At 37.4% G+C, this 24,797-nt stretch carries 25 protein-coding genes; 21 read left to right on the plus strand and 4 right to left on the minus strand.

Annotated elements, in window-relative coordinates:
- Positions 1-17 precede the first annotated feature (17 nt).
- From EO132_RS08115 to EO132_RS08130, 4 genes are all read right to left on the minus strand, one after another.
- Positions 18-2,315 carry a multicopper oxidase domain-containing protein gene (locus EO132_RS08115; RefSeq protein WP_127137406.1) on the minus strand — a complete coding sequence of 766 codons (2,298 nt, stop codon included), beginning with the start codon at positions 2,313-2,315 and terminating at the stop codon, positions 18-20.
- Positions 2,316-2,317: 2 nt separating this feature from the next.
- Positions 2,318-3,535 (minus strand): TolC family protein, encoded by a 1,218-nt coding sequence (locus EO132_RS08120; RefSeq protein WP_127137407.1) that lies wholly within the window; start codon positions 3,533-3,535, stop codon positions 2,318-2,320.
- Positions 3,532-7,272, minus strand: coding sequence for an efflux RND transporter permease subunit (locus tag EO132_RS08125; RefSeq protein ID WP_127137408.1), 3,741 nt, complete (start codon positions 7,270-7,272; stop codon positions 3,532-3,534). The genes EO132_RS08120 and EO132_RS08125 overlap by 4 nt, the downstream gene beginning before the upstream one ends.
- A gap of 135 nt (positions 7,273-7,407) precedes the next feature.
- Positions 7,408-7,824: an HYC_CC_PP family protein gene (locus EO132_RS08130; protein ID WP_008616438.1), complete on the minus strand. Its 417-nt coding sequence runs from the start codon at positions 7,822-7,824 to the stop codon at positions 7,408-7,410.
- 286 nt (positions 7,825-8,110) lie between these two features.
- Between EO132_RS08130 and EO132_RS08135 the strand changes: the two genes are divergently transcribed.
- From EO132_RS08135 to EO132_RS08235, 21 genes are all read left to right on the plus strand, one after another.
- Complete coding sequence (locus EO132_RS08135) at positions 8,111-8,533, plus strand: HYC_CC_PP family protein (RefSeq protein WP_040459986.1); 423 nt, start codon at positions 8,111-8,113, stop codon at positions 8,531-8,533.
- Positions 8,534-8,702: 169 nt separating this feature from the next.
- The gene (locus tag EO132_RS08140; RefSeq protein ID WP_070237422.1) at positions 8,703-9,284 is read left to right on the plus strand and encodes a helix-turn-helix domain-containing protein; all 582 of its coding nucleotides are present in this window, start codon (positions 8,703-8,705) and stop codon (positions 9,282-9,284) included.
- 69 nt (positions 9,285-9,353) lie between these two features.
- Positions 9,354-9,953 (plus strand): WG repeat-containing protein, encoded by a 600-nt coding sequence (locus EO132_RS08145; protein ID WP_008991348.1) that lies wholly within the window; start codon positions 9,354-9,356, stop codon positions 9,951-9,953.
- Between the two features lie 165 nt (positions 9,954-10,118).
- Complete coding sequence (locus EO132_RS08150; protein ID WP_008616430.1) at positions 10,119-10,598, plus strand: hypothetical protein; 480 nt, start codon at positions 10,119-10,121, stop codon at positions 10,596-10,598.
- Between the two features lie 24 nt (positions 10,599-10,622).
- The gene (locus EO132_RS08155) at positions 10,623-10,892 is read left to right on the plus strand and encodes a hypothetical protein (RefSeq protein ID WP_008616429.1); all 270 of its coding nucleotides are present in this window, start codon (positions 10,623-10,625) and stop codon (positions 10,890-10,892) included.
- Positions 10,893-10,902: 10 nt separating this feature from the next.
- Complete coding sequence (locus EO132_RS08160) at positions 10,903-11,118, plus strand: heavy-metal-associated domain-containing protein (RefSeq protein ID WP_008991346.1); 216 nt, start codon at positions 10,903-10,905, stop codon at positions 11,116-11,118.
- A gap of 22 nt (positions 11,119-11,140) precedes the next feature.
- Positions 11,141-11,359 (plus strand): SHOCT domain-containing protein, encoded by a 219-nt coding sequence (locus EO132_RS08165; RefSeq protein ID WP_127137409.1) that lies wholly within the window; start codon positions 11,141-11,143, stop codon positions 11,357-11,359.
- 17 nt (positions 11,360-11,376) lie between these two features.
- Positions 11,377-11,655: a DUF5676 family membrane protein gene (locus EO132_RS08170; RefSeq protein WP_008616426.1), complete on the plus strand. Its 279-nt coding sequence runs from the start codon at positions 11,377-11,379 to the stop codon at positions 11,653-11,655.
- Positions 11,656-11,769: 114 nt separating this feature from the next.
- On the plus strand, positions 11,770-12,384 hold the full coding sequence (locus EO132_RS08175) for a lycopene cyclase domain-containing protein (protein ID WP_228122685.1): 615 nt from the start codon (positions 11,770-11,772) through the stop codon (positions 12,382-12,384).
- Positions 12,385-12,396: 12 nt separating this feature from the next.
- A complete protein-coding gene (locus EO132_RS08180; RefSeq protein ID WP_127137410.1) occupies positions 12,397-12,858 on the plus strand; it encodes a universal stress protein in 462 nt (153 codons plus the stop codon).
- The gene (locus EO132_RS08185; protein WP_127137411.1) at positions 12,855-14,210 is read left to right on the plus strand and encodes an NAD(P)/FAD-dependent oxidoreductase; all 1,356 of its coding nucleotides are present in this window, start codon (positions 12,855-12,857) and stop codon (positions 14,208-14,210) included. Before EO132_RS08180 ends, EO132_RS08185 begins: the two co-directional genes overlap by 4 nt.
- 7 nt (positions 14,211-14,217) lie before the next feature.
- On the plus strand, positions 14,218-15,573 hold the full coding sequence (locus EO132_RS08190; protein ID WP_127137412.1) for an APC family permease: 1,356 nt from the start codon (positions 14,218-14,220) through the stop codon (positions 15,571-15,573).
- 19 nt (positions 15,574-15,592) lie between these two features.
- Positions 15,593-16,606, plus strand: a complete 1,014-nt coding sequence (locus EO132_RS08195) for a type II glyceraldehyde-3-phosphate dehydrogenase (RefSeq protein ID WP_127137413.1) — start codon at positions 15,593-15,595, stop codon at positions 16,604-16,606.
- A gap of 11 nt (positions 16,607-16,617) precedes the next feature.
- A complete protein-coding gene (locus EO132_RS08200; RefSeq protein ID WP_127137414.1) occupies positions 16,618-17,679 on the plus strand; it encodes a class I fructose-bisphosphate aldolase in 1,062 nt (353 codons plus the stop codon).
- 8 nt (positions 17,680-17,687) lie between these two features.
- On the plus strand, positions 17,688-19,028 hold the full coding sequence (locus EO132_RS08205) for a dicarboxylate/amino acid:cation symporter (protein ID WP_127137415.1): 1,341 nt from the start codon (positions 17,688-17,690) through the stop codon (positions 19,026-19,028).
- A 2-nt stretch (positions 19,029-19,030) separates the two neighbouring features.
- Positions 19,031-20,002 carry an ATP-dependent 6-phosphofructokinase gene (locus EO132_RS08210; RefSeq protein ID WP_127137416.1) on the plus strand — a complete coding sequence of 324 codons (972 nt, stop codon included), beginning with the start codon at positions 19,031-19,033 and terminating at the stop codon, positions 20,000-20,002.
- 3 nt (positions 20,003-20,005) lie between these two features.
- Entirely contained in the window at positions 20,006-21,274 is a 1,269-nt protein-coding gene (locus EO132_RS08215) for an MgtC/SapB family protein (protein WP_127137417.1), read from the plus strand.
- A gap of 10 nt (positions 21,275-21,284) precedes the next feature.
- On the plus strand, positions 21,285-22,274 hold the full coding sequence (locus EO132_RS08220; protein ID WP_009778886.1) for a 2-hydroxyacid dehydrogenase: 990 nt from the start codon (positions 21,285-21,287) through the stop codon (positions 22,272-22,274).
- 42 nt (positions 22,275-22,316) lie between these two features.
- Positions 22,317-23,090 carry an SDR family oxidoreductase gene (locus tag EO132_RS08225; RefSeq protein ID WP_009778885.1) on the plus strand — a complete coding sequence of 258 codons (774 nt, stop codon included), beginning with the start codon at positions 22,317-22,319 and terminating at the stop codon, positions 23,088-23,090.
- A 22-nt stretch (positions 23,091-23,112) separates the two neighbouring features.
- Positions 23,113-23,949, plus strand: a complete 837-nt coding sequence (locus EO132_RS08230) for a universal stress protein (RefSeq protein WP_117159490.1) — start codon at positions 23,113-23,115, stop codon at positions 23,947-23,949.
- Positions 23,946-24,788, plus strand: coding sequence for an ATP cone domain-containing protein (locus EO132_RS08235; RefSeq protein WP_127137418.1), 843 nt, complete (start codon positions 23,946-23,948; stop codon positions 24,786-24,788). Before EO132_RS08230 ends, EO132_RS08235 begins: the two co-directional genes overlap by 4 nt.
- The last annotated feature ends 9 nt before the right edge of the window (positions 24,789-24,797 follow it).

A 24,797-nucleotide genomic window follows, 5' to 3' on the forward strand; every position in this document is an offset into this window, starting at 1 on the left:
TTTTAATTTTTAGTTGTTTAAAATCTTGCTAATAGTCCACCACCCAATCCATATCGGTTATTGTAGTTAGCTTGGATTGAAAAATTGCGCGAAAGAATGTATGCAACCCCTACCAACCATTGTGTTTCGCTTTCAAATGATTTATTATTCTCTAAATCATTGACCCATCCAAAATCTGCTCTGTATTCGTATTCGCCTTCCAAAAAAATTCTTGGAAAAATCAATAATTCTCTGTCCAAACGTATTCTTGGGCGTAGCTGATGGTCCATACTCACATCTACATTAAATCTATAAGGCGTAAAATACTTTACACCAACCAATCCTACGGTATTAAATGTATCGTAAGAATCTGGTGTTGACGTTTCGGTATTTACTCCTGCATAAACACGTACCCAATCGTTCAGATACCTATTATAACTTATTTCGGCTTCAAGGTTTTGGTCGTAATCGAACTCTGCCCTTAATCCAAATTCGTTACGGATATTGCTCGATGTTAATAAGAGTTCATTAAAGTTTGAACCTATACGAGCCAATCCCCACGAATAATAATGGTCTGTCTCATCAACTAGTTTTTGAACCGGATAATCTGCCATTCTTTTGTCCCTTGGTGTGTCATAACTAAATACGCGTGCCATACCACCCATCATATGATACAGTATGTGACAGTGGAAGAACCAATCGCCATACTCTTCGTTATAAAATTCGATAACAACTTTTTGCATAGGCGGCACATTAACAGTATGTTTCAACGGGGAACGTTCTCCATTTTCGTTAATCACCCTAAAGTAATGCCCGTGAAGGTGCATTGGGTGGTGCATCATTGTCAGGTTATTGAGGGTAATTCTTGTTACCTCGCCACCCTTGATTTTTATTTTATCCGTTTCCGATAAGGGTACACCGTTCATACTCCAGACGTAACGCTGCATATTTCCAGTTAGGTTCAATAAAATGTCATTTACCGGTAAATCTGCTTTATATGTGGTGTTTTCTTTTGCCTTTAAAAAATCATAGTTGAAATAGGTCTTTCGGGTGTTGTAATCAAACGAAGAAGTGTCTTTTTGCATCATTTGGTCATTATGGTTCATATGGTCATCCATATTCATTTTATCATTCATTGCGCCATCCTTCGTAGAACTATTATCGTTCATATTCATTTGCCCATCTTTCATATCCATCTTCATCCCGTACTTCTGCATCAAAACTTCGGGTGTGTTTTTCTTTTTGTTGCCTACCATAGAGGGAGCTCCCATTTTCATATCCATTTTAGCCATTTGCTTCATCATTTCCACTTTATCTGGTCTGTCAATTCTTTCTGCGGGATAAAGTGTTCCTTGTCCTATACGTAAAGAGGTGTCCCCAGAACCATCCTGTGCCGTGGCAGTAATTTCTACTGTACCTTCTGGAATGGTGACAATTACATCATAGGTTTCAGCAATACCAAAAAGGAAGCGACTTTTTGATATAGGTTCCACATCTATACCATCACTTGAAACAACCATTGGGTTACCTCCTCCGAAATCCATCCAATAATAAGTAGATGCCGATGCATTGATAAAACGAAGCCTTACTTTTTCACCTGGTAGAAATTCTGGATAGTCTGCTTGTTTTTTACCATTTGTTAAAAATGCAGGGTAGTAGATATCTGCAATATCTGCGCCTTCCATACGGTCTCGCCAAAATTTGAACTGTGCTCCCAGAGCACCTTCTTTAATTACCCTACTCAACGGTACTGCTGTACCCTTTTTAACTTGATACCACTCGTTACCCCTCTTTAAGTTACGTAGTACATTCATTGGTTTTTCATTGGTCCAATCAGACAATACCACTACCAAATCTTTATCATAATCCAATGTTTTTTCTTTAGGCTGAATGATTATGGAGCCATACACACCCTTTTGCTCTTGTAACATTGTGTGTGAATGATACCAATAGGTTCCAGACTGATTGATTGGAATTCTGTATTGGAATGTCTCCCCTGGTTCAATAGGTGGTGTTGTTAAATATGGAACACCGTCATAGAAATTTGGAAGTATTAATCCGTGCCAATGCACTGATGTTTCCTCATCCATTTTATTAGTCACATTGATTATGGCAAGGTCTCCCTCGGTAAATTCCAAGACTGGACCAGGAATTTGGCCGTTTATGGTCATTGCATTGGCCGTTACGCCTCCAAGGGTCATCTCCTTTTGTTCTAGGGTAAGGTTATACTCTTTGACGGGTCGTCCTTCTTCTTTCCTGTCATCACCATTTGTGCCTACCTGGGCAAAAGTGAATGAGGTAAATAATAATAAGGTGATTGTTTTTAGTGTCTTCATAATTAATTACTTAAGTAGTTTATTATTGCTGACTGGATATAATAACTTTTGACCGATTCAATAAGGTTTATTTGAAACTTCAATTGTAATTCTTGTACGTCTAACACGTCATTAAAATTGATAGTACCTGTCTCATAATTTTTTATCAATATTTCTTCGGCATCATTTGCCTGTTTTAAATTATCGGTTTGCACATTAAATTTAATCCTCGTAGCATTTCTGTTATGTTGGGCTTGTGCCAAAAGCGTTTCAAGTTTGTTCAACCTGTCTTCCTTTTGAGATTTAATTTCCAATTGTCTTAATTCATTTTGCTTTGTGACAGATTTATACTTGTTATTAAATATTGGAATTGAGATAGATACCATCGGCATTACAATGTCTTTTCCGTTGTCAACAAAATTCATATCAGGACGTTCAGAAACTGGCACATAATCCAAACCAAAACCTATATTAGGTGCACTTTCTTTTTGGTTTAACAACTCCGATTGTTCAACCGATTCAAATAGCTTATCATACTTTATGAGTTCTGGGTTTAACTGAAGGTTTTCAGTTAAGATTAAAGCATCCTCATCTGGAATAAACATCTCTTCAACTACGGTTACTGCAATATCCTCATCCCGATTTAAAAGATTGTTGAAAGCTGTTTGTTCTGCCAAATAATCTTGCTCCAATACTTCTTTTTGCTGTACAAGTTCATTTTGCCTTATTTGCAGGCGAAGAACATCTACAGCAGATGCCTTACCAACTTCTACTGAAGTTAACGCCAAACGCTCATAGGTTTCTAAAAGCTCAATGTTCTTATCAAGCACTAATTGTTTTGCTCTGATGGCGTATAGCTCGTAATAAGATTGAGAAACTGCAAGTGCAAGTTTTCGCTTTGCAATCGCAATATCTACATATTGAGTTTCTGCCATTGAACTGGCATAATTTTCCCTTGCGGTAATAGTTCCAAACCAAGGCAGCATTTGTGATACCGAAAAGCGAGCACGTTGTGCACCTGTTCGGGTTTCGGGTTCGCTTACAAAATAACCTACTCCCACAACGGTATTTGGCAACCAATCTGCTTCATTAACTTTTTCTTCAGCTATATTATACCGCAATTCAAAAGCTTGAATCTCTGGATTATTCTTCTCAGCTTCCTGAATGTACGTTGTCAAATCTTGTGCATTCGTTTTGGCTAAAGCAAAAAAAGCAAGTACTATTACAATTACATATCTCATTTTGTAGCTCTTTTTAATTGAAATTCGTGTTTCCAGCTAAATAATACTGGTACAACAAATAGGGTTATAAGCGCAATTAACATTCCTCCAAAGGATGGAATTGCCATCGGAATCATAATATCACTACCTCGACCTGTTGATGTGAGTACAGGTAGTAAAGCAAGAATCGTGGTTGCCGTTGTCATTAAACAAGGTCGAATACGTTTTTCTCCTGCTTCGACTACGGATGCTCTAACCCCAGTTTTATCTGTTGGTTTGTTTTTATCAAATGTTTGAGTGAGATAAGTTGCCATTACCACACCATCATCTGTTGCAATACCAAACAGGGCAATAAAGCCCACCCACACAGCTACACTTAAATTTATAGTGTGCATTTGGAACAGGTCTCGCAGGTTTTCTCCGAAAAAACTAAAATTCAGGAACCAATCCTGTCCATAACCCCAAATCATTAAGAACCCACCTGCAAAGGCTACGGCAATACCAGTAAATACCATTAGCGATGTACTTACCGAACGAAACTGAAAATAAAGAATTAGGAATATGATAATGAGAGCTAATGGTACTACAACACTTAAAGTTTTTTCAGCCCTTAATTGGTTCTCATACGTTCCTGTAAATCGGTAGTTGATTCCTTTTGGCACAATTAACTCGCCGTCATCAATCTTTTGCTGAATTAGGGCTTGGGCATTCTCCACTACATCAACCTCTGCATAACCGTCCAGCTTATCAAAAAGCACATAGCCAACTAAAAAAGTGTCCTCACTTTTAATGACCTGAGGCCCTTGTTCGTATCTTATAGTAGCCAACTCACTTAACGGAACTGGACTTCCTTTTTCTACAGGCACATAAATATCTTTTAAATCGTTTGGATTTGCGCGTAATTCTCTGGGGTAGCGCACACGAATACCATAACGCTCCCTACCTTCTACTGTTTGCGAAAGCACCATACCACCTACAGAAACCTGTATAACTTGCTGTACTTGCTCTATGGTTATGCCATAGCGCGCAAGTCGTTCTCTATCAATATCAATAAGTAAATAAGGTTTCCCCACAATACGGTCGGCAAAGACAGCTTCGTCTTTAACGCCTTCGGCTTGTTTTAAGATATCTTCCAATTGTACCCCAAACGCCTCAATTTCTTTTAAATCCTGTCCTTTCACCTTAATGCCCATAGGTGCTCGCATACCAGTCTGTAGCATCACCAAGCGTGTTTCTATGGGTTGTAGCTTTGGTGCTGAAGTAACACCTGGAAGCTTTGTAACCCTTACGATTTCTTTCCAAATATCGTCTGGCGATTCAATTTCAGGTCGCCAATTTCTAAAGTACTCTCCATCGTCATCTGGAATGAGCTGTGAACTTGTCACAGAGAATGGGTCTGTAATTTTTGAGGCTTTATAGTCATCATCTTCTACTTCAATTTCGCTATTAGGGTTGGTTACTAAACTGCCATCCTTTAAAACAAATAAGCCGTCTTCGTTTACCTTAAAGCGTTGTCTTTTGCGATTTTCATTTAAAATATATTCAGATTTATATTGAATAACATTCTCATACATCGATAACGGTGCAGGGTCTAATGCTGATTCTGTACGCCCAGATTTACCGACTACAGTTTCAATTTCTGGAATGCTCGCAACGGCCATATCGAGTTGCTGTAGGACGCGTTTATTTTCCTCCACACCTGCGTGTGGCATTGAAGTGGGCATTAACAGGAATGAACCCTCATTGAGTGAAGGCATAAACTCTTTACCAGTATTACGCATAATCATCACTCCAAAAATTACAATGGCAGTTGGTATCGAAAGAAATAACAGCTTATTACGCAATGCCCAATTTAAAATTCGAACATAATAATTTCTAAAAAGTGTAAATACACCCAAAAGACCAAAACAGATAAGACCAACGAAGATTAAGTTTATAAGGATACTTCTATCTACTCCCAGTGGTCTCCAATATTCCGCCAATAGGAATATGATAGCAAAAGCCGAAACAAATATATTGATGATGTTGGCGCGTTTTGACGTAATCTTTTCCTTTAGTGAAAGGAAGCCAACAACGCCAAATGCAACTAATATTAATCCAAGCGGATAGCCTAAAATTAAAGATAAAACGCCAAAAACAATCAATGCTCCATTTAGCATATAACTAAAAGAAGTTTTTAAATTTCTCTTTTTAAATAAATAGGCCGCAAATGGTGGAATTAAAAATAGGGCAACAATAAGAGCTGCGGTGAGTGCTGCCGTTTTTGTAAATGCCAATGGCCTAAACAATTTCCCTTCTGCACCAATCATAGTAAATACAGGAATGAAACTAATAATAGTGGTCATTACTGCCGTTAAGATGGCGCCAGAAACTTCGGCAGTCGCATTATAAACTACCGTATTCATAGGTAGCTTTTCTTCATTTTCATCAATATGCCGCAAGACATTTTCCGAAAGGATAACGCCCACATCGACCATAGTTCCAATAGCAATTGCAATACCAGATAAGGCGACAATATTTGCATCTACATTGAACAGTTTCATAGAAATAAAGACCATCAAAACCGCAACAGGCAATAATCCGGAAATCAATACGGAAGCCCTTAAATTGAAGACCATTATGATAATCACAAAAATGGTTATCAATATCTCTAAAGTTAGCGCTTCATCAAGTGTGCCCAAGGTTTCTTGGATTAGTTCTGTTCTGTCATAAAAGGGTACGATGGTTAATTGCGAAGTCCTCCCATCGCTTAATGTTTTTGATGGAAGCCCAGAACTTAACTCGTTTATTTTTTCTTTAACATTGTTGATGACTTCCATAGGATTGGCCCCATAACGAGCCACTACAACACCACCAACAACCTCGGCTCCTTCCTTGTCCAATAAGCCTCTTCTTGTAGCAGGACCGTGTGTTACTTTCGCAATATCCTTTATACGGATGGATGTAAAATCTTTTGAAGTAACTACCGCGTTTTCTAAATCAGATAGTTTCTTAATATAACCCAATCCTCTTATAAGGTATTCAGCTTGGTTGATTTCAAGCGTTTGTGCACCAACATCTTTGTTGCTTTGTTTTACTGCTTTTACAACCTCACTCAAGCCTATGTTGTATTGCCGCATTAATTCGGGATTAACATCCACTTGATATTCCAAAACATATCCGCCGATGGAAGCCACTTCGGAAACACCACTCGCCGAAGACAGTGCGTATTTTACGTAGAAATCCTGAATGCTTCGTAATTCCTGTAAATCCCATCCACCTGTAACATTACCATCTTTATCACGTCCCTCAAGGGTGTACCAATATATTTGCCCTAATCCTGTGGCATCGGGACCTAGAGCTGGATTAACGCCTTCTGGTAGAAGTCCGGCTGGTAATGAGTTTAATTTTTCAAGTATTCGGCTTCTGCTCCAATAAAATTCAATATCTTCTTCGAAAATGATATAAATGCTCGAAAACCCGAACATAGATGAACTACGTATTGTTTTAACCCCTGGAATACCAAGAAGCGATGTGGTTAGAGGATAAGTAATTTGATCCTCAATATCTTGAGGGGAACGACCATCCCATTTAGTAAATACAATTTGTTGGTTTTCGCCAATATCTGGTATGGCATCTACGGCAACAGGGTCTCGAGGAAGTGAGCCTGTATTCCATTCAAACGGGGCGTTTACGACTCCCCAAGCAATAAAAAGTGCAAGTAGTAGAACGGCTACTAGCTTGTTCTCGATTAAAAATTTGATGCTTTTATTCAGCATGTGTATTGATTGTTAAACAGTTAAACATTGAATAAGATTCTGATGCAATCAGAAAATTAAACACAACGAAATGACCCCAGAATGGTTATAACCATTAGGATAATCTTTCCGATAGTTATCGGAAACTGTTTAAAATCAAATTAAATACGTCTCGTGCAGTTTTTGTATATCCCGTATGAGAAAGGGAACCGCATAATCTCTAAATGGTACAATGTGTGAATCAAGAGTCTCAAAGAGATTGATATAAGAATGTACAAAAGAGACAACAAAGACTTGTTGCTCAAAATTTAAGGTGTTAAAAGACATCTTCAGGTCGTCCTGACCTTCAACAACTAATTGCTTATCTGAACAGCAGGAATCATCCTGAACTTCACTTTGACAATCATTTTTGGATAGTTGCTTATCCATTCCGCAAGTTTCAACGTGCCCAAATAAAGAAGAATCCACTAAAGTATCGCCACAGTAATGACTATCAATAGTAAAAGAAACTGTTGACAATAGCACGATAAGTGCCAAACAAACGGATGATATTTTATGAAAAACTTTTTTCATTAATGTTGCAAATTTATAAAAAATTTATCTCAATTTGTTTATTTAACAATTTTTTTTGATTTATCAATGTTTATTTTGCACGAAACCGCTTAAATATTATTTGCAAATAAAATTCTTTTGCAGCTTCCTTTATATGATATAAATCATAGTTCTGTTGAACTTTTAGAATTATATTTGTACTGATTAATTTTGTTGTTTTTTTGTAAAAAACTGATAATAAAATAATTGAACAGTTGAATTTTATTTTCCAAAATCCTTTAATGTTAATCAAAATTTATTAATTTTTGTGAAATCTTTTTTTACTAAAATACTGTCCTTCTTTTTAGCAGTTTTTATACTGTTTTCCACCACATCCTTTACGGTAAATATGCACTTTTGCTGTAATAAAATGGTGGATTTGGCTTTTTTTAGTAAAGCAGAATCTTGTATGGAGACTGCACAGAAAAAAGATAATAATTCCAAGCAATGTACTACAATACAAGAGAAAGACTGTTGCGATAATAAGACCATCTTGAAAGAAGGAGATGACACCTTCAAGAAGGCCAATACAATTTCAGAGATTGAAACTTTAGTTTTCTTAAACAACTTCGTCTATTCTTATATCAACCTTTTTGAAGGTTTAGAGAAAAACACAGTTTCTTTTAAGGCTTATAGGCCACCTTTGCTATCCACAGACCTTGTAATCCTCAACGAGTCCTTTTTAATTTGATTTTCTACTTCGCAGGTTAAAATTAATCTGCATTGCCTCTATAGCCAATATTTCACTTCTGGCTAACATTTGTTGTACCCTATTCTCAACAACGCTACACAATATTAATCCTGTTAGGCTAAACCTATCAGACCATTGAGCTAAACTCAATGACAATACATTATATACTATGAACAAACCAAAAGAATTTTGGATTAAGAATATGGTCTGTAACCGCTGCTTAAAAGTAATTAAACAAGAATTACAAGAACTTGAAGTTACAGTGCTTTCCTTGGAATTAGGAAGGTTGCTGGTAGAAGCACAAAAAAAAACGAACAATGAAATTATCGATACCGTTACAAGTGTACTTCACGCCAATAATTTTGAAATTGTTCAGAATGAAGAAGAAATGCTCACAGAAAGAATCAAGATTATTCTAATAGAACAATTGCAAGAGCTACCGTTACATATTAAGGTAAAAACATCTGAACTATTGGCTTCAAGACTTCATAAAGATTACAAGACATTGAGCAGATTGTTTTCAGCAAATCAACAGACAACCATTGAAAAGTACTTTATCAAATTAAAAATAGAAAAAGTCAAAGAGCTCATTCAGCTTAAACAACATTCCTTTTCAGATATAGGATATTTATTGGACTACAGTAGTGTCAACCACCTGTCTAGACAGTTTAAGGAAGTGGTGGGAATGAGTATGACCGATTACAAAAACACAGGAAATTGGAAACGGAATTTCTATGATGAAATTATATAGATATCAACGAAAGTTATGCAGACAAAAGCTTAAGGCAATGGTTAATTTCATCAAATTAAATTAAACAAAATGAAAAAACTACTTATCACATTAGTATTAATTCCCTTTATAGGAATTGCACAAACCTTTGAAAATTTAGACTACATCTCGCCTTTTAGCAATGGCGTCGCTGCCATTAAAAAAGGGAACGAATGGGGTTTTATTGACCCAGAAGGAAATTTAATCGTTGATTTTCGAAATGATTTGGTGGCAACCAAAACAGACAATGCAAGCTACCCTATATTCAGTAACGGAAAATGCCTGATTGCAAACCAAAAAGATGGCGTGCTCTATTATGGCTATATCGATAAAACTGGAAAAACTGTCATCACTCCACAATTCCTCAATGCCAACAACTTTCAATATGGCAAAGCCTTGGTGTTAAAAGTTGAAAAAGAAACCATTGGCTATAATGACATTTTCAAAAAAGACGTGGTAAACTACCATTATTTTGAGCTTGTTATAGATGAGAATGGTAATACCATTGACCATTTAACGCAATTGGCCATTCACGTCTCGCCAAAAGATAAGAATGATAAAAATCCACCTGCCATCACATCAAAATTGATTTCGGAAAATTTGGTGGCAGTTAAAGGTAATAATAAGAAGTGGCGTATAAAAAAAATCTAATAATATTGAAAATACACATAACATATAAGAAATTCAAAAAGATTATAACCTTTTTAAAATCTGCGAATTAATAGTTGATAATCCATTCCCTCAACTATAAACATTTAGATTGTTGGGAATGGGTTTATAAAAATTAAAATAAATGTTTAACTCAAAAAATAAATTATGAAAACACTACTAATTGTTTTATCGGCAGTTGGGCTTTTAAGCTTAAACAGTTGCAAACAAGAAACAAACACTCAGGCACTAATGGAAAACCCTGAAACTCGCACAGAAGTTTTTAATGCCATTTCCAAAAATCACGACTATATGACCGAATTTATGGAAAGTATGCACGACAACCAACACGCAATGCAAATGATGCAGGGCAACAAAAAAATGATGAGCTCAATGATGCAAGGAGAAGGAATGCAAATGATGATGAAAGACAGTACAATGATGCACTCAATGATGGACGGAATGATGAATGACGGCAAAATGATGGGCACTATGATGAAAATGATGCACGAAAAAGGGATGATGAGCGAAGACTGTATGGAATCCTGCTCAAAGATGATGGGCGAAAAAGGAATGGATATGCAGGGTATGGACAAGATGGACGATATGGATAGTCCAACCAAAGGTGAGCATACCGAGCATCATTAATTTTAACTTTTAAAATAAACAACAATGAAAAATAATCACTGGATATGGATGGTCATCGGTTGTGGATTACCATTACTGTTTATCTTTTTTGCACCATCATTAGGTATAGGAAGCAGTTCGTCTCTATTCATCTTCATCCTCTTTATGTTTGCTTGTCACTTATTTATGCCTCACGGTTCACATCGCCACGGTGGGCACAATCATTCACAGAATAGACAAAGAGAAAACGAACACGGTAAAGATGTTTCAAAAACAGAACCAAAAGATGAACACAAAGGGCATCATCACCATTAAATACTAAATGATGAAACAAAAATTTCAAATAAGCGGAATCAGCTGCGGTGGATGTGTATCAAGAGTAAAAAAGACTTTAGAAGAACATCCCAATATAGAAAAAGCAGAGATCTTTTTGGCACCAAAAGGTGCTGCACTTATCACGATGAATGAAGCACTTTCTGTTGCCGAATTACAAAAGCAACTTGATGGGCTCAATGGTTATACAATTACAGAATTAAATTAACAACAACTTAAAACCAAAAATTATGCATTTTTACGAAGGACATTTTGGAGGTATGCACCTAATATGGTGGATTATATGGATTATTTTATTGGCTTGGATATTCTTTAACCCAGCAGATATCCCTTATCAAAAAACAAAGAAGGACAGCCCACTGGATATTCTTAAAAACCGCTTTGCAAAAGGCGAAATATCCAAGGAAGAATTTGAGGAATCAAAAAAGATATTAAAATCAGACAACTAACTCAAAACTTTAAAATTATGTATCGATTAAACGTAAAAAAACTCGGATTTGCTTTCGGTCTTACGGGGGCACTAATTTACTTAGGCTGTATGATAGTTATGTCAACAGCAGGTCGAGAAGCCACTATCGATTTTTTCAACAGCCTATTGCACGGTTTAGATACCACAAGCATTATCAGGATGGATGTGCCACTATGGGAAGCTGGTTTGGGAATAGTACAGATATTCATTTTAGGATGGCTAATAGGTGCCTGTATTGCGGCTTTTTATAATGCGCAAATAAAAGTCAAAAAATAAGAGAGTAAAATAAAATTTATGCAATATGTCTGGTTCATATGGTCTCTTATAATTCTTGCTCTTTGGGCAATAATCTATTTGTCAAAAAAGGGGTATAGAAAAGAAATGCTCAAAATGAGCCTTATTACGATGCCCTTTGGTTTAACAGAACCATTATTTGTACCAGAATATTGGATGCCACCTTCCTTATTCCATTTAGCGGAAAGAACAGGTTTTGATATTGAGAGCCTTATCTTCTCTTTTGCCATTGGCGGAATAGGGACGGTATTGTATAATCTGATATTCAAAAAAGGCTATATAGATATGCCTCATACCGAACGGAGCCACCAAAGACATAAGCTACATATTTATATACTTTTTGTTCCAGCCATTGTATTCGTCATATTTAGTCTTTTCACCACGCTTAACCACATCTATTGTGGCATCATTGCAATGTTTTTTGGTGGTTTGGCAACATTGTACTGTCGCCCAGATTTAAAAGGAAAGATATGGGTTGGAGGAATCTTGTTTACCATACTGTACTTCATTTATTTCGGAAGCATCCTTCCGTTTTATCCGCAATATGTGGAGCTGTACTGGAATCTGGACAACCTGACCCATATTCTTGTTTTGGGAATCCCAATTGAAGAGTTACTGTTCGCTTTCACCTTTGGTATGTATTGGTCTGGATTATATGAACACTTGTATTGGAGAAAACTTATAAAATCGAAAGAAATGTCAACCAACTAAAACATTCAAATTATGAAAATATTATTGGCCATAGATGGTTCAGATTTCAGTAAAGTAGCCATTCACGAACTTATAAAAATGACCCTATCCTCAAATAGTGAAATTCATATTATAAATGTTTATGAAGTTCCGAAAACAACCGGCCTGGGATTGCATACTATGGGCGGCAGGATAGGAAATTACATAGAAGAAATTAGAAGTAACGCTCAAAAATTGGGAAACAAAATCGTTTCAGAAGCTTTCGATAAAATCAAGGCCGAAAACAAGGCACTTTCCATAACCACAAGTGTTGTTAGTGGCCTGCCCAAAAGTACTATTTATGAAAAAGCAGAAGATTGGGGTGCAGATTTAATCGTAGTAGGCTCTCAGGGTCACGGTGCACTTTCACGCTTAGTATTGGGCTCTGTATCCCAATATTTGACCACAAATGCCAAATGTTCAGTACTCATTGCAAGAGATAGAAATAAAAAATGAAAGAAAAGCAAACACATAGCATTCCGTTGGAATCCACCTGTAAGATAACAGATGAAATCTGTCTTCCAGATACTAAATTACCTCGTGTGGTTATCGTTGGTGGAGGATTTGCAGGTTTGGCATTGGTTGAAAAACTGAAACACAAAGAAGTTCAAGTGGTTTTACTCGATAAAAATAACTTCCATCAATTTCAACCTTTATTATATCAAGTGGCAACGAGTGCGTTGGAACCTGATAGCATAGTATTTCCATTTAGAAAACAATTCAATGGTTACAAAAATGTAGTATTTCGTTTGGTCGAAGTAGAAGAAATTCAGCCCTCATTAAACACATTAATAACTTCTAAAGGAAAAGTTCACTATGACTATCTGGTAATTGCTTCAGGTACAACCACCAATTTTTTTGGGATGGATAAAGTAGCAGAAAACAGCTTGGGAATGAAGGATATCCGAGATTCCCTGAACATTCGCCATATGATGTTGCAAAATTTAGAACAGGCTGCCATTACCTGTGATGATGATGAACGGGATGCCCTAACAAATTTTGTAATTGTAGGTGGTGGTCCTGCCGGTGTAGAGATGGCAGGAGCATTGGCTGAATTCTGTAAATACATTCTACCCAAAGATTATCCAGAGTATCCTGCTTCCATTATGAACATTTATTTAATAGAAGCCATTGATGAGTTGTTAAGTACAATGTCTGATAAAGCATCTTCGAAAACCCTCAAATATTTAGAGGATTTAAATGTAAAGGTATTATTAAATGAAGCTGTAAGCAATTATGATGGAAAGGAAGTCACTACCAAAAGTGATAAGACCATATTGGCTAAAAACCTTATCTGGACGGCTGGCGTAAAAGGACAATTCCCAAATGGTATTGATGGAAAACACGTAGTCAGAGGCAACCGTATTAAAACCAATGCCAATTTAAAAGTAGAAGGCTACGAAAATATTTTTGCCATAGGTGATATCGCAGCACTCATTTCCAAAGAAACCCCAAAAGGACATCCACAAGTAGCACAGACCGCTATTCAACAAGGTAAATACCTGGGCGATTCGATATTAAATATCATAAATAACAAATCCATAAAACCTTTCAAATATAAAGATAAAGGTTCCTTAGCAACCGTAGGTAAACGCAAGGCAGTTGCCGATTTGGGCAAATTTAAATTTGCAGGCTATTTCGCCTGGTTGCTGTGGTCCGTTGTTCACTTGATGTCCATAAGTGGATTTAGAAATAGATTGATGGTTGGTTTTAATTGGGCGGTAAGTTATTTCACTTATGAAAAGAGCAACCGCCTGATTATTAGAAACTTTAAACCGAAATCTTCGATTAAAAACAGGGAAAAATAATTTTGAAATGAAAAACACCACAGATAAAAATAATAAGCTTTCCTTATTAGGTTCCATATCTCTTGGTACAGGCGTAATGATTGGTGCTGGCATATTTGTCCTTATGGGGCAAATAGCAGAGTTGGTGGGTGATCTATTTCCCATTGCATTTATTGCAGGTGCTGTTGTGGTGGGTTTTAGCTCATATTCCTATGTCAAGTTTTCAAATGCTTTTCCATCGTCTGGAGGTGTGGTTAAATTCCTTAACAAATCCTATGGACCTGGAACAACAACAGGGTTTTATTCTTTGCTGATGTACGTATCAATGGTAGTTTCCGAAAGTCTGGTGGCGGGCACTTTTGGAGCATATACGTTGAGACTATTTCCCGAGTCCTATGCAGGTTATGCCTCTACCCTGGGTGTTGGGCTAATTGTTGTTGCTTATATAGTGAACATCCTGGGCAATAAGGTTATTGGTGCCACCGCGACATTTACCGCTATTATAAAGGTAGTGGGAATAGCAATTTTAGCTATTGCCGGCCTTGCAATTTCAGGTTTTGCCGATATTACGGGAAACTATATTCCCAAAAATACTGAGACATTACCACAAGGCTTCGGATTTGTGGCCGCTTTGGCGTTATCTATCCTTGCTTATAAAGGCTTTACCACTATCACGAACCAAGGGGACGATATTAAAAACCCGCATAAAAATCTTGGTAGGTCTATCGTGTTTTCCATACTTATCTGCACACTGATATATGTAGCCTTGGCATTAGCTGTTGCGGGAGGTTTAAGCATTCCTGAAATAATCGAAGCTAAAGATTATGCCCTTGCAGCCGCCGCAAAACCTGTTTTTGGGGAATGGGGTTCCTGGATTACCATTGGCATTGCCATTATTGCCACGGTTTCTGGGGTCATTGCCAGTATCTTTTCCTCTTCACGCTTGTTGGCAATGCTCAGCAATATGAAACAGGTGCCTTCTTTAACCAAACTTGGTAGCTTAAAAAATCCAGCACTCATATTTACCGTTTCCCTTGCCATTTTATTGACAATCCTGTTTGATTTAACAAGAATTGCATCCATTGGGGCTATATTTTACCTCGTTATGGATATCGCAATTCATTGGGGGCTTTTCCGCAATCTTAGAAAAGAAGTGGATTTTAAACCAATTATCCCCGTGATTGCCATTATACTGGATGTTGCAGTACTCTCGGCCTTTATTTATATAAAATATCTGAACGATCCTTTGGTTCTTATTGTCGCGGCAATTGGGATTGTTCTAATACTTGTGGCGGAACGCCTTTTTATGATTTCACATACAGACGATGAAGGTAATATGCCGATGGGAATGAAGAATACAAGTGACAAAAACAATAAAACATAATTAATTAAAAACAATTTATATGAAAAATGTAGCAGTTATAGGTTACGGAGTCATTGGAAAAAGAGTGGCCGATGCCATCAACTTACAAGACGATATGAAGCTTTCAGGTGTTTGCGATATCATCAGCGATTGGCGTATTCAAAATGCAGTAAGAAAGAATTACAACATATACGCAGCAACTCAAGATGCAGCTGATAATATGAAATCTGAAGGGATTTCTGTTAAAGGCAATATGCAGGAACTTTTAAAGAAATCAGACCTTGTTGTGGACTGTACGCCTAAAAAGATTGCTGCTCAAAATGTAGCGATTTATAAAGAACAGAATATAAAGTTTATTTTGCACGGTGGCGAAAAACACGAAACCACAGGGCATTCCTTTAGTGCAGAAAATAATTACAAATCCGCTCTAAACTTGAATGCGACAAGAGTAGTTTCGTGTAATACTACGTCTATTTTAAGAACCTTGACCGCTTTAAAAAGAGCCGATTTATTGGATTATGCCAGAGGTACACTTTTAAGAAGAGCTACAGACCCTTGGGAAAGTCATTTAGGTGGTATTATGAATACGATGGTTCCCGAAAAAGATATCCCAAGCCATCAAGGTCCAGATGCTAAAAGTGTTGACCCAGAATTGGATGTCATCACCGCAGCGGTAAAAGTACCCGAAACATTGAGCCATATGCACTACTGGAATGTGAAATTGAAAAAGCAGGCGACAAAGGAAGAAGTGCTAAATGCTTTCAAAACTTCAAGTCGTATTAAACTAATTCGGTATGACCAAGGCTTGGTTTCTAACAACACCATTAAGGAAATGTTTCTGGATATGGGAAGACCTTGGGGCGATATGTATGAAGTTGCTCTTTGGGAAGATATGCTGAAAGTAGATGGCGACGAACTTTTCTATGCTTATATAGTCGATAATCAAGCTATTGTAATCCCGGAAACAATTGATGCTATTAGGGCATTAACTGGAATTGAAACAGATGGTACAAAATCCATAGCCAAAACAAATGAAAGTTTAGGAATCCATTAAATACTATCAAGATGAAAACAGACAAGAATATAGTAGAACTTTTAGGAGAAAAAGCAGACTTCTATTTAGAACACGTTTGTGAAAAAATAACAAAAGATGAGTTACAAACACCAAGCACAAATAGTATAGACAAGGTGTTTGGCAATAGCAACAGAAATTCACAGGTACTTCGTAGCCTTTCCCAATTATACAATCACGGAAATCTGGCAGGAACTGGTTATTTAAGTATCCTTCCTGTTGACCAAGGTATTGAGCATAGCGCGGCCTTTTCATTCTATAAAAACCCAGATTATTTCGACCCAGAGAACATTATAAAACTCGCCCTTGAGGCCGGTTGTAATGGGGTGGCTTCCACGTTTGGGGTTTTGGGTTTGAATGCCCGAAAATATGCCCATAAAATCCCTTTTATCGTTAAGATTAACCACAATGAACTGCTTACCTACCCGAACAAATATGACCAAACACTCTTTGGTAAGGTAAAAACCGCTTGGGATATGGGAGCAATTGCCGTAGGAGCTACGATTTATTTTGGTTCAGCGGAAAGTAACAGACAACTCAAAGAAATAGCAGAGGCTTTTGAAGAAGCTCATAATCTTGGTATGGCTACCATTTTATGGTGCTATACACGAAATGAAGCTTTTAAAACCGATAAAGAAGATTATCACGCATCGGCCGATGTAACCGGACAAGCCAATCATATTGGAGTAACGATACAGGCAGACATCATCAAACAAAAATTACCTACCAATAATTTTGGTTTCAAAGAGATAGGATTTGGAAAATATGATGATGAAATGTATAAAACCCTTACCACAGACCACCCTATTGACCTTTGCAGGTTGCAAGTAGCCAATTGCTATATGGGTAAAATAGGGCTGATTAATTCAGGTGGTGGTTCCAAAGGCAAATCAGATTTGTCCGAAGCTGTAACAACTGCCGTTATCAATAAAAGGGCTGGTGGTTCTGGGCTGATAATGGGAAGAAAAGCATTTCAAAAACCCTTTAGCGAAGGCGTAAGAGTATTACAATCCGTTCAGGAAGTGTATCTGGATAATAAAATTAATATAGCATAATCAACAGAATGTTTGACACAGAGATAAAATCATTAAAATCACTTAACCACTACCTCCTTAAACTGGTAGAAAGCCGTCTATGGCTTAAAGTAATCATTGCCTTGTTTTTAGGTGTTGGATTTGGTCTGCTATTGAGCCCACAAAATGGATGGATTTCTAAAGAAACAGCAGATATCGCGGGGAATTGGCTGGCATTGCCTGGTGTCCTGTTTCTGAAACTGGTTCAAATGATTATGATTCCGTTGATTGTGGCTTCCATCATTACTGGAATAGCAAGTAATGATAAGGACAATCTAAAAAAATTAGGTGGTGGGGTTTTGTTATATTTTCTAGGTACTACGATAGTTTCGGTAAGTTTGGGTGTCATACTATCTCAACTTTTTAGACCTGGTCGCTTTTTACATCAACAGGCTCTAGCTGAACATAATGAAATTACAGCTGTTCCAACGGAAAATCCAGAGCTTTCCTTCGGAATTGAAACGATTCCTGATGCCATCTCAAACTTACTTCCCGAAAACCCGTTGGCATCTATGGTAAGTGGTGAAATGTTAAGCATTGTAATTTTCACAATCATTATTGGTGTAGCTGTGCTATCACTTGAAAATGCCTTACTGCGCCCAGTGAAGCTGCTTCTAAGTGCCATTCAGGAAGTCTGTATGACAGTAGTAAAATGGTCAATGCTTCTAGTGCCTATTGCTGTTTTCGGACTTATGGCGCAGCTCACCTCTAGCGTTGGTTTGAGTTCTCTATCTGGCCTCACCTACTATGTGGGTGTCGTCTTGCTCGGTCTGTTACTCTTAGTGATTTTCTATTTAGGGCTAATTGTGCTTCTTGGAAAATCAAACCCTATGCATTTCCTGAAAAAAATAAGGGATGTTCAGCTATTGGCTTTTTCAACCACAAGCTCTGCCGCTGTGATGCCACTTTCTCTTCAAACAGCCGAAGAAAAACTAAAGGTGGACAAGACCATTAGCAATTTTATCATTCCCATTGGCGCAACCGTCAATATGGATGGTACTGCACTCTATCAAACGATAACAACCCTTTTTATAGCCCAAGCCTATGGACTGGAAATGAGTTTGCTCAATATTATTGTGGTCATTGTAACTATCGTTGCTGCTTCAATCGGCACACCTGCCATTCCCGGAGGTGGTGTGGTGATACTCGCTTCTGTTTTGGGAAGTGTCGGTATTCCAGCCGAAGGCATCATCATTATCATTGGTGTAGAAAGATTGTTGGGAATGTTCAGGACTGCTGTAAACGTAACGGGTGACCTTACAGCTTGTATGGTTTTTAATAGGTTGTATGGTATAAAAAATACTGAAATTCTTAAAAAAGAAGCTTTATAACTATGGATAGTACTATAAAACATATAGGTGTATTTACCTCTGGAGGTGATAGTCCAGGGATGAATGCAGCCTTGTACGCCATTACAAAAACGGCTGAAGTAAATGGTATAAACGTAAGCGGCTTTCGAAAAGGATATGAAGGATTGATAGACGGTGACTTGGTTCAATTAAAATCACACGAATTACAAAAACTGACCCAAAAGGGTGGCACTATCCTTAAGACAGCCCGAAGCAAACGTTTTCTCGAACTGGAAGGTCGAAAAAAAGCCTTGCAAACTCTAAATGTAAACAAAATAGACGCTTTAATTGCCATTGGTGGTGATGGTACATTTAAAGGATTACTTGCTTTTTCAGAGATATGCGATATCCCATTCATAGGGATTCCCGGAACTATTGATAACGATATTTCGGGTACGGATTACACCCTTGGTTTTGATTCCGCAGTTAACACAGCCATTGAAAATATTGATAAAATAAGGGATACTGCCGAATCCCATAACCGTGTGTTCATTGTTGAAGTAATGGGAAGGGATTCGGGTTACATCGGTATTCATTCTGGATTGATGGTTGGTGCGGACGCCATATTAATTCCGGAGAGCGGTACGGACTTTATTAACCTTTTGGGTAAGGTGAAAAATTACGATAGCGAGGATGCTTTTCTAATCGTAGTTTCTGAAGGTGACGAAATTGGTGCCGAACTTGTTTCTTCAAAAATAAAGGAAGTCAACCCCAATGTCGATTTACGAATTACAAAACTTGGGCACGTACAGCGTGGTGGAAATTCTTCTGCTTTGGATAGAATGTTGGGCATTAGACTTGGAGTGGCGGCTGTGAAAACACTTTTACAAGGTAAAAAAAATGTAATGGTAGGAGTCTTAAATAATCAATTGCATCTAACCCCTTTTGAAGTGGTGGTCAAGCAACATCAAGTAGATAATGAATTGTATGAACTTTTAGAATTATTTGGAAAGTAAGAAATGATAGAAGCCTTTAAAAATATCAACCCTTTCATCCTTGGATTGCTCATCAGTCTGGGCATTGGCCTTATTCTTGGGCTGGAACGTGAATATGATAAATTGAAGGAAGAACAAGGCTTTGCAGGTATAAGAACCTTCCCAATTGTTGCCATTATTGGTTTTATATTGGGAAATCTTTCCCCAACCTATACACCTTGGTTGGTCATTATCATTGCGGCAGCATTTCTTTTGTTTCTGTCTTTGAGTCATCTTTCCATAGTACAAAAGCATATTATGACTGGTATTACCACCAATATGGCCTTGTTCGCTACGCTAATTTTGGGTGTTATGGTTGCCAATCATTTGCATAAGGAAGCAGTTGCGACCGCAGTAGTCGTGGTTACGCTGTTATCATTGAAAACGACCTTTAATACATTCATTAAGAATATTACTTCTGAAGAGCTCTTTGCTTTTATTAAGTTTTCAATTATTGCGCTTCTTATTTTGCCTTTCTTACCAAATCAAGATTATGGTCCAGAGGGATTACTTAACCCTTTTGAGATTGGAGCGATAATAGTGATAGTGTCATTTCTGAATTTCATTGGTTACTTTCTTGTAAAATATGTAGGTTCTAAACGTGGTATTCTGCTCACTGCTATTTTAGGCGGATTGATTTCAAGTACCGCAGTAGCTTGGATATATGCTTCGCGAAGTAAGGAATCGCCAGAACTTTCAAAAGAATATGCTGCGGGTATCATTATAGCTTCCGCAATTATGTTTCCCAGACTTGCGATTCTGGCCTATATTTTCAATAGTGCCATACTTTTAAATTTAGTCATTCCATTTACTATTCTTACCCTTATCTGCTTGATAAGCGCACTCTTATTCATCAAAAAGAATACAGATGTCACAAAAACAGCTATCAATCTGGGTAATCCGCTCAATATTTGGAACGCCCTTGGGTTTGGTGGTATTTATGTGGTCATCCTGTTTGCAGTTTTTTATGGAAATCAATTTTTTGGCGAAAGCGGTTTATACTATTCAGCCCTAATTGCAGGATTGGCAGATACGGATGCAATAACTATTAGTATGGCAAAATTTGGGTCATTGGAAGAAAAACTCACGCTGGCCACCAATGTCATTATAACAGCAACCATAAGCAATATGATTGTAAAACTTGGTATTACCTATTTCAAAGGTTCTAAAAAGACCGGGAAACTCGTGATGCTAATTTTTGGAACTGTTGTCATCGTAGGGTTAGTATATATTTTAATACAGTTAGGAAATTAAAAAAAGTGAAATGAAAACAACAGTATTCAGCACGCATAAGTTTGAAGAGCCGTATCTCGTAAAAGCGAATGATGGCAAGCATCAATTAAAGCTGCTTGAGAGTCGTTTAACTCAAGAAACTGCTATTCTCGCAACGGGTTCTAAAGCAGTAAGTCTATTTACGGGCGATGATGCCTCGGCACACATTCTTGAAAAATTCAATGCTTTTGGCATAAAATATATTGCTCTGCGTTCAGCAGGATTCAATCACGTGGATTTAGCAAAAGCAGCTGAACTGGATATGAAGGTGGCACGTGTTCCAGCCTATTCCCCTTATGCCATTGCAGAGCATACAATGGCGCTCATACTTGCATTAAACCGAAAATTGATTAAAGCACACAACAGGGTTCGTGACCAGAATTTCTCATTGAACGGTCTTACCGGTTTCGACCTCAATGGAAAAACCGTCGGCGTTATCGGGACTGGAAAAATTGGGTCTGTATTGGTAAAAATACTACACGGTTTTGGTTGTAAAATACTTGTTCAGGATGTCATTGAGGATGAAAATTTAATCAAGTTTTACAATGTAATCTATACCAATTGTGAAACTATTTGTAAGCAGTCCGATATCATAAGCTTACACGTACCACTAACGTCTTCAACGAAACACTTGATTGATGCAAAACATATTTCATTAATGAAGCAAGGCGTAATGCTTATCAATACAAGTCGTGGTGGATTGGTCGATACCAAAGCTGTTATCGAAGGATTGAAAACTAAAAAAATTGGGTATTTCGGAATAGATGTGTATGAGGAAGAAGAAGGATTGTTCTTTGAAGACCATTCCGATGACATTTTGCAAGACGATGTCATTGCACGCTTAATGACTTTTAATAATGTTTTAATTACCAGTCATCAGGCCTTTTTAACCGAAACTGCATTGACAAATATTGCTGAAACCACAATATATAATCTGGATTGTTTTGAAAAAGGCAAAGTTTCAGGAAACGAAGTTTCTTGATTAAGAAGCAAAAAATAGTAGTAACACTTAAATCTTAAAATTATGAAACGAGTAAAAAATAAAGTAGCCATTGTCACAGGAGGAGCATCTGGTTTGGGAAAATCAAGTGCTAAACTATTGGCACGAGAAGGAGCAAAAATAGTCGTGTCCGATATAGACGAAGAAGGTGGTAAAAAAGTAGTTCAACAAATAAAAGAAGACGGTGGTGAGGCCATATTCATTAAACAAGATGTTGCCAAAGAAGATGAATGGAAAAACGTTATTGAAACTACCCTTGAAACTTATGGGAAATTACACATTTTAGCAAATTCTGCTGGAATAGGGCTCGGAGGAACAGTTGAAGATGTAACCCTTGAAGATTGGAAAAACCTTATAGATATAAACCTAAATGGCACTTTTTTAGGCACCAAATATGGTATAAAAGGTATGAGGAAAACAGATGAAGGTGGTTCCATCATTAACTTCTCTTCCATTGAAGGACTTATCGGTGACCCCAATTTACCTGCGTATAACGCAAGTAAAGGCGGTGTTACCATTTTCACTAAATCTGCCGCCCTACATTGTGCTAAACAAGGCTATGGCATCCGTATCAATTCTATCCATCCTGCTTATATCTGGACCCCAATGGTAGAGAATTTTCTCAAGGCTCAAGGTGACGTAGAAGAAGGCAAAAAACAATTGGAAAGTTTACATCCAATTGGTCATTTGGGAGAACCTGACGATATAGGGTACGGAGTTGTATATCTGGCCTCTGATGAATCCAAATTTATGACCGGTTCCGAACTGGTTATCGATGGTGGCTATACCGCCCAATAAGAAAAACAATAAAACTAAAATTATGAAAAACATACTCGTACCTACCGATTTCTCGAAAAACTGCACTAAAGCAGCAAATCTTGGTATCGAAATAGCCAAACTATACGATGCAGAGATACACTTTTTACATCAAATGACTACCCCTGTTGATTGGGTAAAACTGGATAAACAAAAAGAAAAAAGGTATCCCGAAACTTTAAAGGAAATTGGAGTCGTTAAATCAAAATTGCGGGAACTGGAAAAAAAGGCTGAGCACGAAGGTCTTAAATGTCGAACTTTTCTTCAATTTGATTCGGGACAGAAAGATATTTTAGAACATTCTGGTCATTTCCATCACGATTTCATCGTTACCGGCAGCAGTGGAACCAAAGGTGTCATTAGAGAAATTACGGGTAGTAATGTTGAAAAAATAGTTCGAAAAGCCAATGCACCCATTATCGTTGTCAAAGAAGAGGATGTAACGTTTCCCTTCAAGGACATTCTATTTGTTTCTTCTTTTGAAGAGGATGTCACGCATCCATTTCAAGAAATCTTGTCAATAGCCAAAAAATGCGATGCTAAAATCCATTTGTTACGAGTAAACACAGAAACTGACTTTAATAGCATAGAGCTTGGCTTAAATCCTGTAAAGGAATTTCTTGAAAAATTCCCCAATCTGAAGAACTTCTCAATGAGCGTCCATAATGAGTCTTCCGTAGAGGCAGGCATCAATACATTTTTAAAACATCAGCCCGCAGATTTAATTGCAATGAGCACCCACGGAAAAACGGGATTTTTGAGCCTATTTTCAAAAAGTATTGCCGAAGGTGTTACAAACCATTCTTCTCTACCTGTAATGACCATACATATTAAAAAATGAAAAATCCAATCAACATAGTAAAGTATTCAGGTGATGTGGTAGCCTTTGATGTAGATAAGCTTATCAATTCCTTAAGGCGTTCACAAGCGAGCGAAGAATTAATTCAGCAAATAGTTGAACAAGTCGAAGGTCAACTCTATGATGGAATTACCACAAAAAAAATCTATCAGATGGCATTTAAAATGCTTAAGCGTAAATCTCGTGTAAGTGCCTCAAAATACAAGCTAAAAAAAGCGATAATGGAATTAGGGCCATCAGGATTTCCTTTTGAAAAATTTGTTGGTAAGATTTTAGAGATGGAAGGCTTTAGCACAAATGTGGGAGTTATTGTTCAAGGTAATTGTGTACAGCACGAAGTTGATGTTATCGCCCAAAAAGAAAACAAACACTATATGATTGAATGCAAATACCATAGCGACCAAGGCAGATTTTGTAATGTAAAAATCCCATTATATATCCATTCACGGTTTTTGGACGTAGAAAAGCAATGGGAACACCAAAAAGGTCACGAGGCTAAACTTCATAAAGGAGCTGTGTACACCAATACGCGTTTCACAACCGATGCCATTCAGTACGGGAAATGTGTTGGAATGCTTTTAAGCAGTTGGGATTATCCAAGAGGAAATGGTCTCAAGGACAGAATAGATAAATCTGGGCTACATCCCTTAACCGCTTTAACAACACTTACTAAAGCTGAAAAAACAAAATTATTAGATGAAGGCATCGTACTCTGTAAAGAGCTTCACGAAACCCCAAAAATTTTAGAACAAGTAGGAGTGCCAAAATCAAGACACAAAAAGGTTCTCGAAGATTCAAGAGAATTATGTGGAATTCATTAGAGCACTACT

This window comes from Flagellimonas oceanensis (assembly GCF_003992595.1).
GTDB classification, from domain to species: domain Bacteria; phylum Bacteroidota; class Bacteroidia; order Flavobacteriales; family Flavobacteriaceae; genus Flagellimonas; species Flagellimonas oceanensis.

What these genes read in the sequence shown, in the direction of transcription:
- EO132_RS08115 (WP_127137406.1), bottom strand. Translation starts at nt 2,315, where the DNA reads ATGAAGACACTAAAAACAATCACCTTATTATTATTTACCTCATTCACT.
- EO132_RS08120 (WP_127137407.1), bottom strand. Translation starts at nt 3,535, where the DNA reads ATGAGATATGTAATTGTAATAGTACTTGCTTTTTTTGCTTTAGCCAAA.
- EO132_RS08125 (WP_127137408.1), bottom strand. Translation starts at nt 7,272, where the DNA reads ATGCTGAATAAAAGCATCAAATTTTTAATCGAGAACAAGCTAGTAGCC.
- EO132_RS08130 (WP_008616438.1), bottom strand. Translation starts at nt 7,824, where the DNA reads ATGAAAAAAGTTTTTCATAAAATATCATCCGTTTGTTTGGCACTTATC.
- EO132_RS08140 (WP_070237422.1), top strand. Translation starts at nt 8,703, where the DNA reads ATGAACAAACCAAAAGAATTTTGGATTAAGAATATGGTCTGTAACCGC.
- EO132_RS08145 (WP_008991348.1), top strand. Translation starts at nt 9,354, where the DNA reads ATGAAAAAACTACTTATCACATTAGTATTAATTCCCTTTATAGGAATT.
- EO132_RS08150 (WP_008616430.1), top strand. Translation starts at nt 10,119, where the DNA reads ATGAAAACACTACTAATTGTTTTATCGGCAGTTGGGCTTTTAAGCTTA.
- EO132_RS08155 (WP_008616429.1), top strand. Translation starts at nt 10,623, where the DNA reads ATGAAAAATAATCACTGGATATGGATGGTCATCGGTTGTGGATTACCA.
- EO132_RS08160 (WP_008991346.1), top strand. Translation starts at nt 10,903, where the DNA reads ATGAAACAAAAATTTCAAATAAGCGGAATCAGCTGCGGTGGATGTGTA.
- EO132_RS08165 (WP_127137409.1), top strand. Translation starts at nt 11,141, where the DNA reads ATGCATTTTTACGAAGGACATTTTGGAGGTATGCACCTAATATGGTGG.
- EO132_RS08170 (WP_008616426.1), top strand. Translation starts at nt 11,377, where the DNA reads ATGTATCGATTAAACGTAAAAAAACTCGGATTTGCTTTCGGTCTTACG.
- EO132_RS08175 (WP_228122685.1), top strand. Translation starts at nt 11,770, where the DNA reads ATGAGCCTTATTACGATGCCCTTTGGTTTAACAGAACCATTATTTGTA.
- EO132_RS08180 (WP_127137410.1), top strand. Translation starts at nt 12,397, where the DNA reads ATGAAAATATTATTGGCCATAGATGGTTCAGATTTCAGTAAAGTAGCC.
- EO132_RS08185 (WP_127137411.1), top strand. Translation starts at nt 12,855, where the DNA reads ATGAAAGAAAAGCAAACACATAGCATTCCGTTGGAATCCACCTGTAAG.
- EO132_RS08190 (WP_127137412.1), top strand. Translation starts at nt 14,218, where the DNA reads ATGAAAAACACCACAGATAAAAATAATAAGCTTTCCTTATTAGGTTCC.
- EO132_RS08195 (WP_127137413.1), top strand. Translation starts at nt 15,593, where the DNA reads ATGAAAAATGTAGCAGTTATAGGTTACGGAGTCATTGGAAAAAGAGTG.
- EO132_RS08200 (WP_127137414.1), top strand. Translation starts at nt 16,618, where the DNA reads ATGAAAACAGACAAGAATATAGTAGAACTTTTAGGAGAAAAAGCAGAC.
- EO132_RS08205 (WP_127137415.1), top strand. Translation starts at nt 17,688, where the DNA reads ATGTTTGACACAGAGATAAAATCATTAAAATCACTTAACCACTACCTC.
- EO132_RS08210 (WP_127137416.1), top strand. Translation starts at nt 19,031, where the DNA reads ATGGATAGTACTATAAAACATATAGGTGTATTTACCTCTGGAGGTGAT.
- EO132_RS08215 (WP_127137417.1), top strand. Translation starts at nt 20,006, where the DNA reads ATGATAGAAGCCTTTAAAAATATCAACCCTTTCATCCTTGGATTGCTC.
- EO132_RS08220 (WP_009778886.1), top strand. Translation starts at nt 21,285, where the DNA reads ATGAAAACAACAGTATTCAGCACGCATAAGTTTGAAGAGCCGTATCTC.
- EO132_RS08225 (WP_009778885.1), top strand. Translation starts at nt 22,317, where the DNA reads ATGAAACGAGTAAAAAATAAAGTAGCCATTGTCACAGGAGGAGCATCT.
- EO132_RS08230 (WP_117159490.1), top strand. Translation starts at nt 23,113, where the DNA reads ATGAAAAACATACTCGTACCTACCGATTTCTCGAAAAACTGCACTAAA.
- EO132_RS08235 (WP_127137418.1), top strand. Translation starts at nt 23,946, where the DNA reads ATGAAAAATCCAATCAACATAGTAAAGTATTCAGGTGATGTGGTAGCC.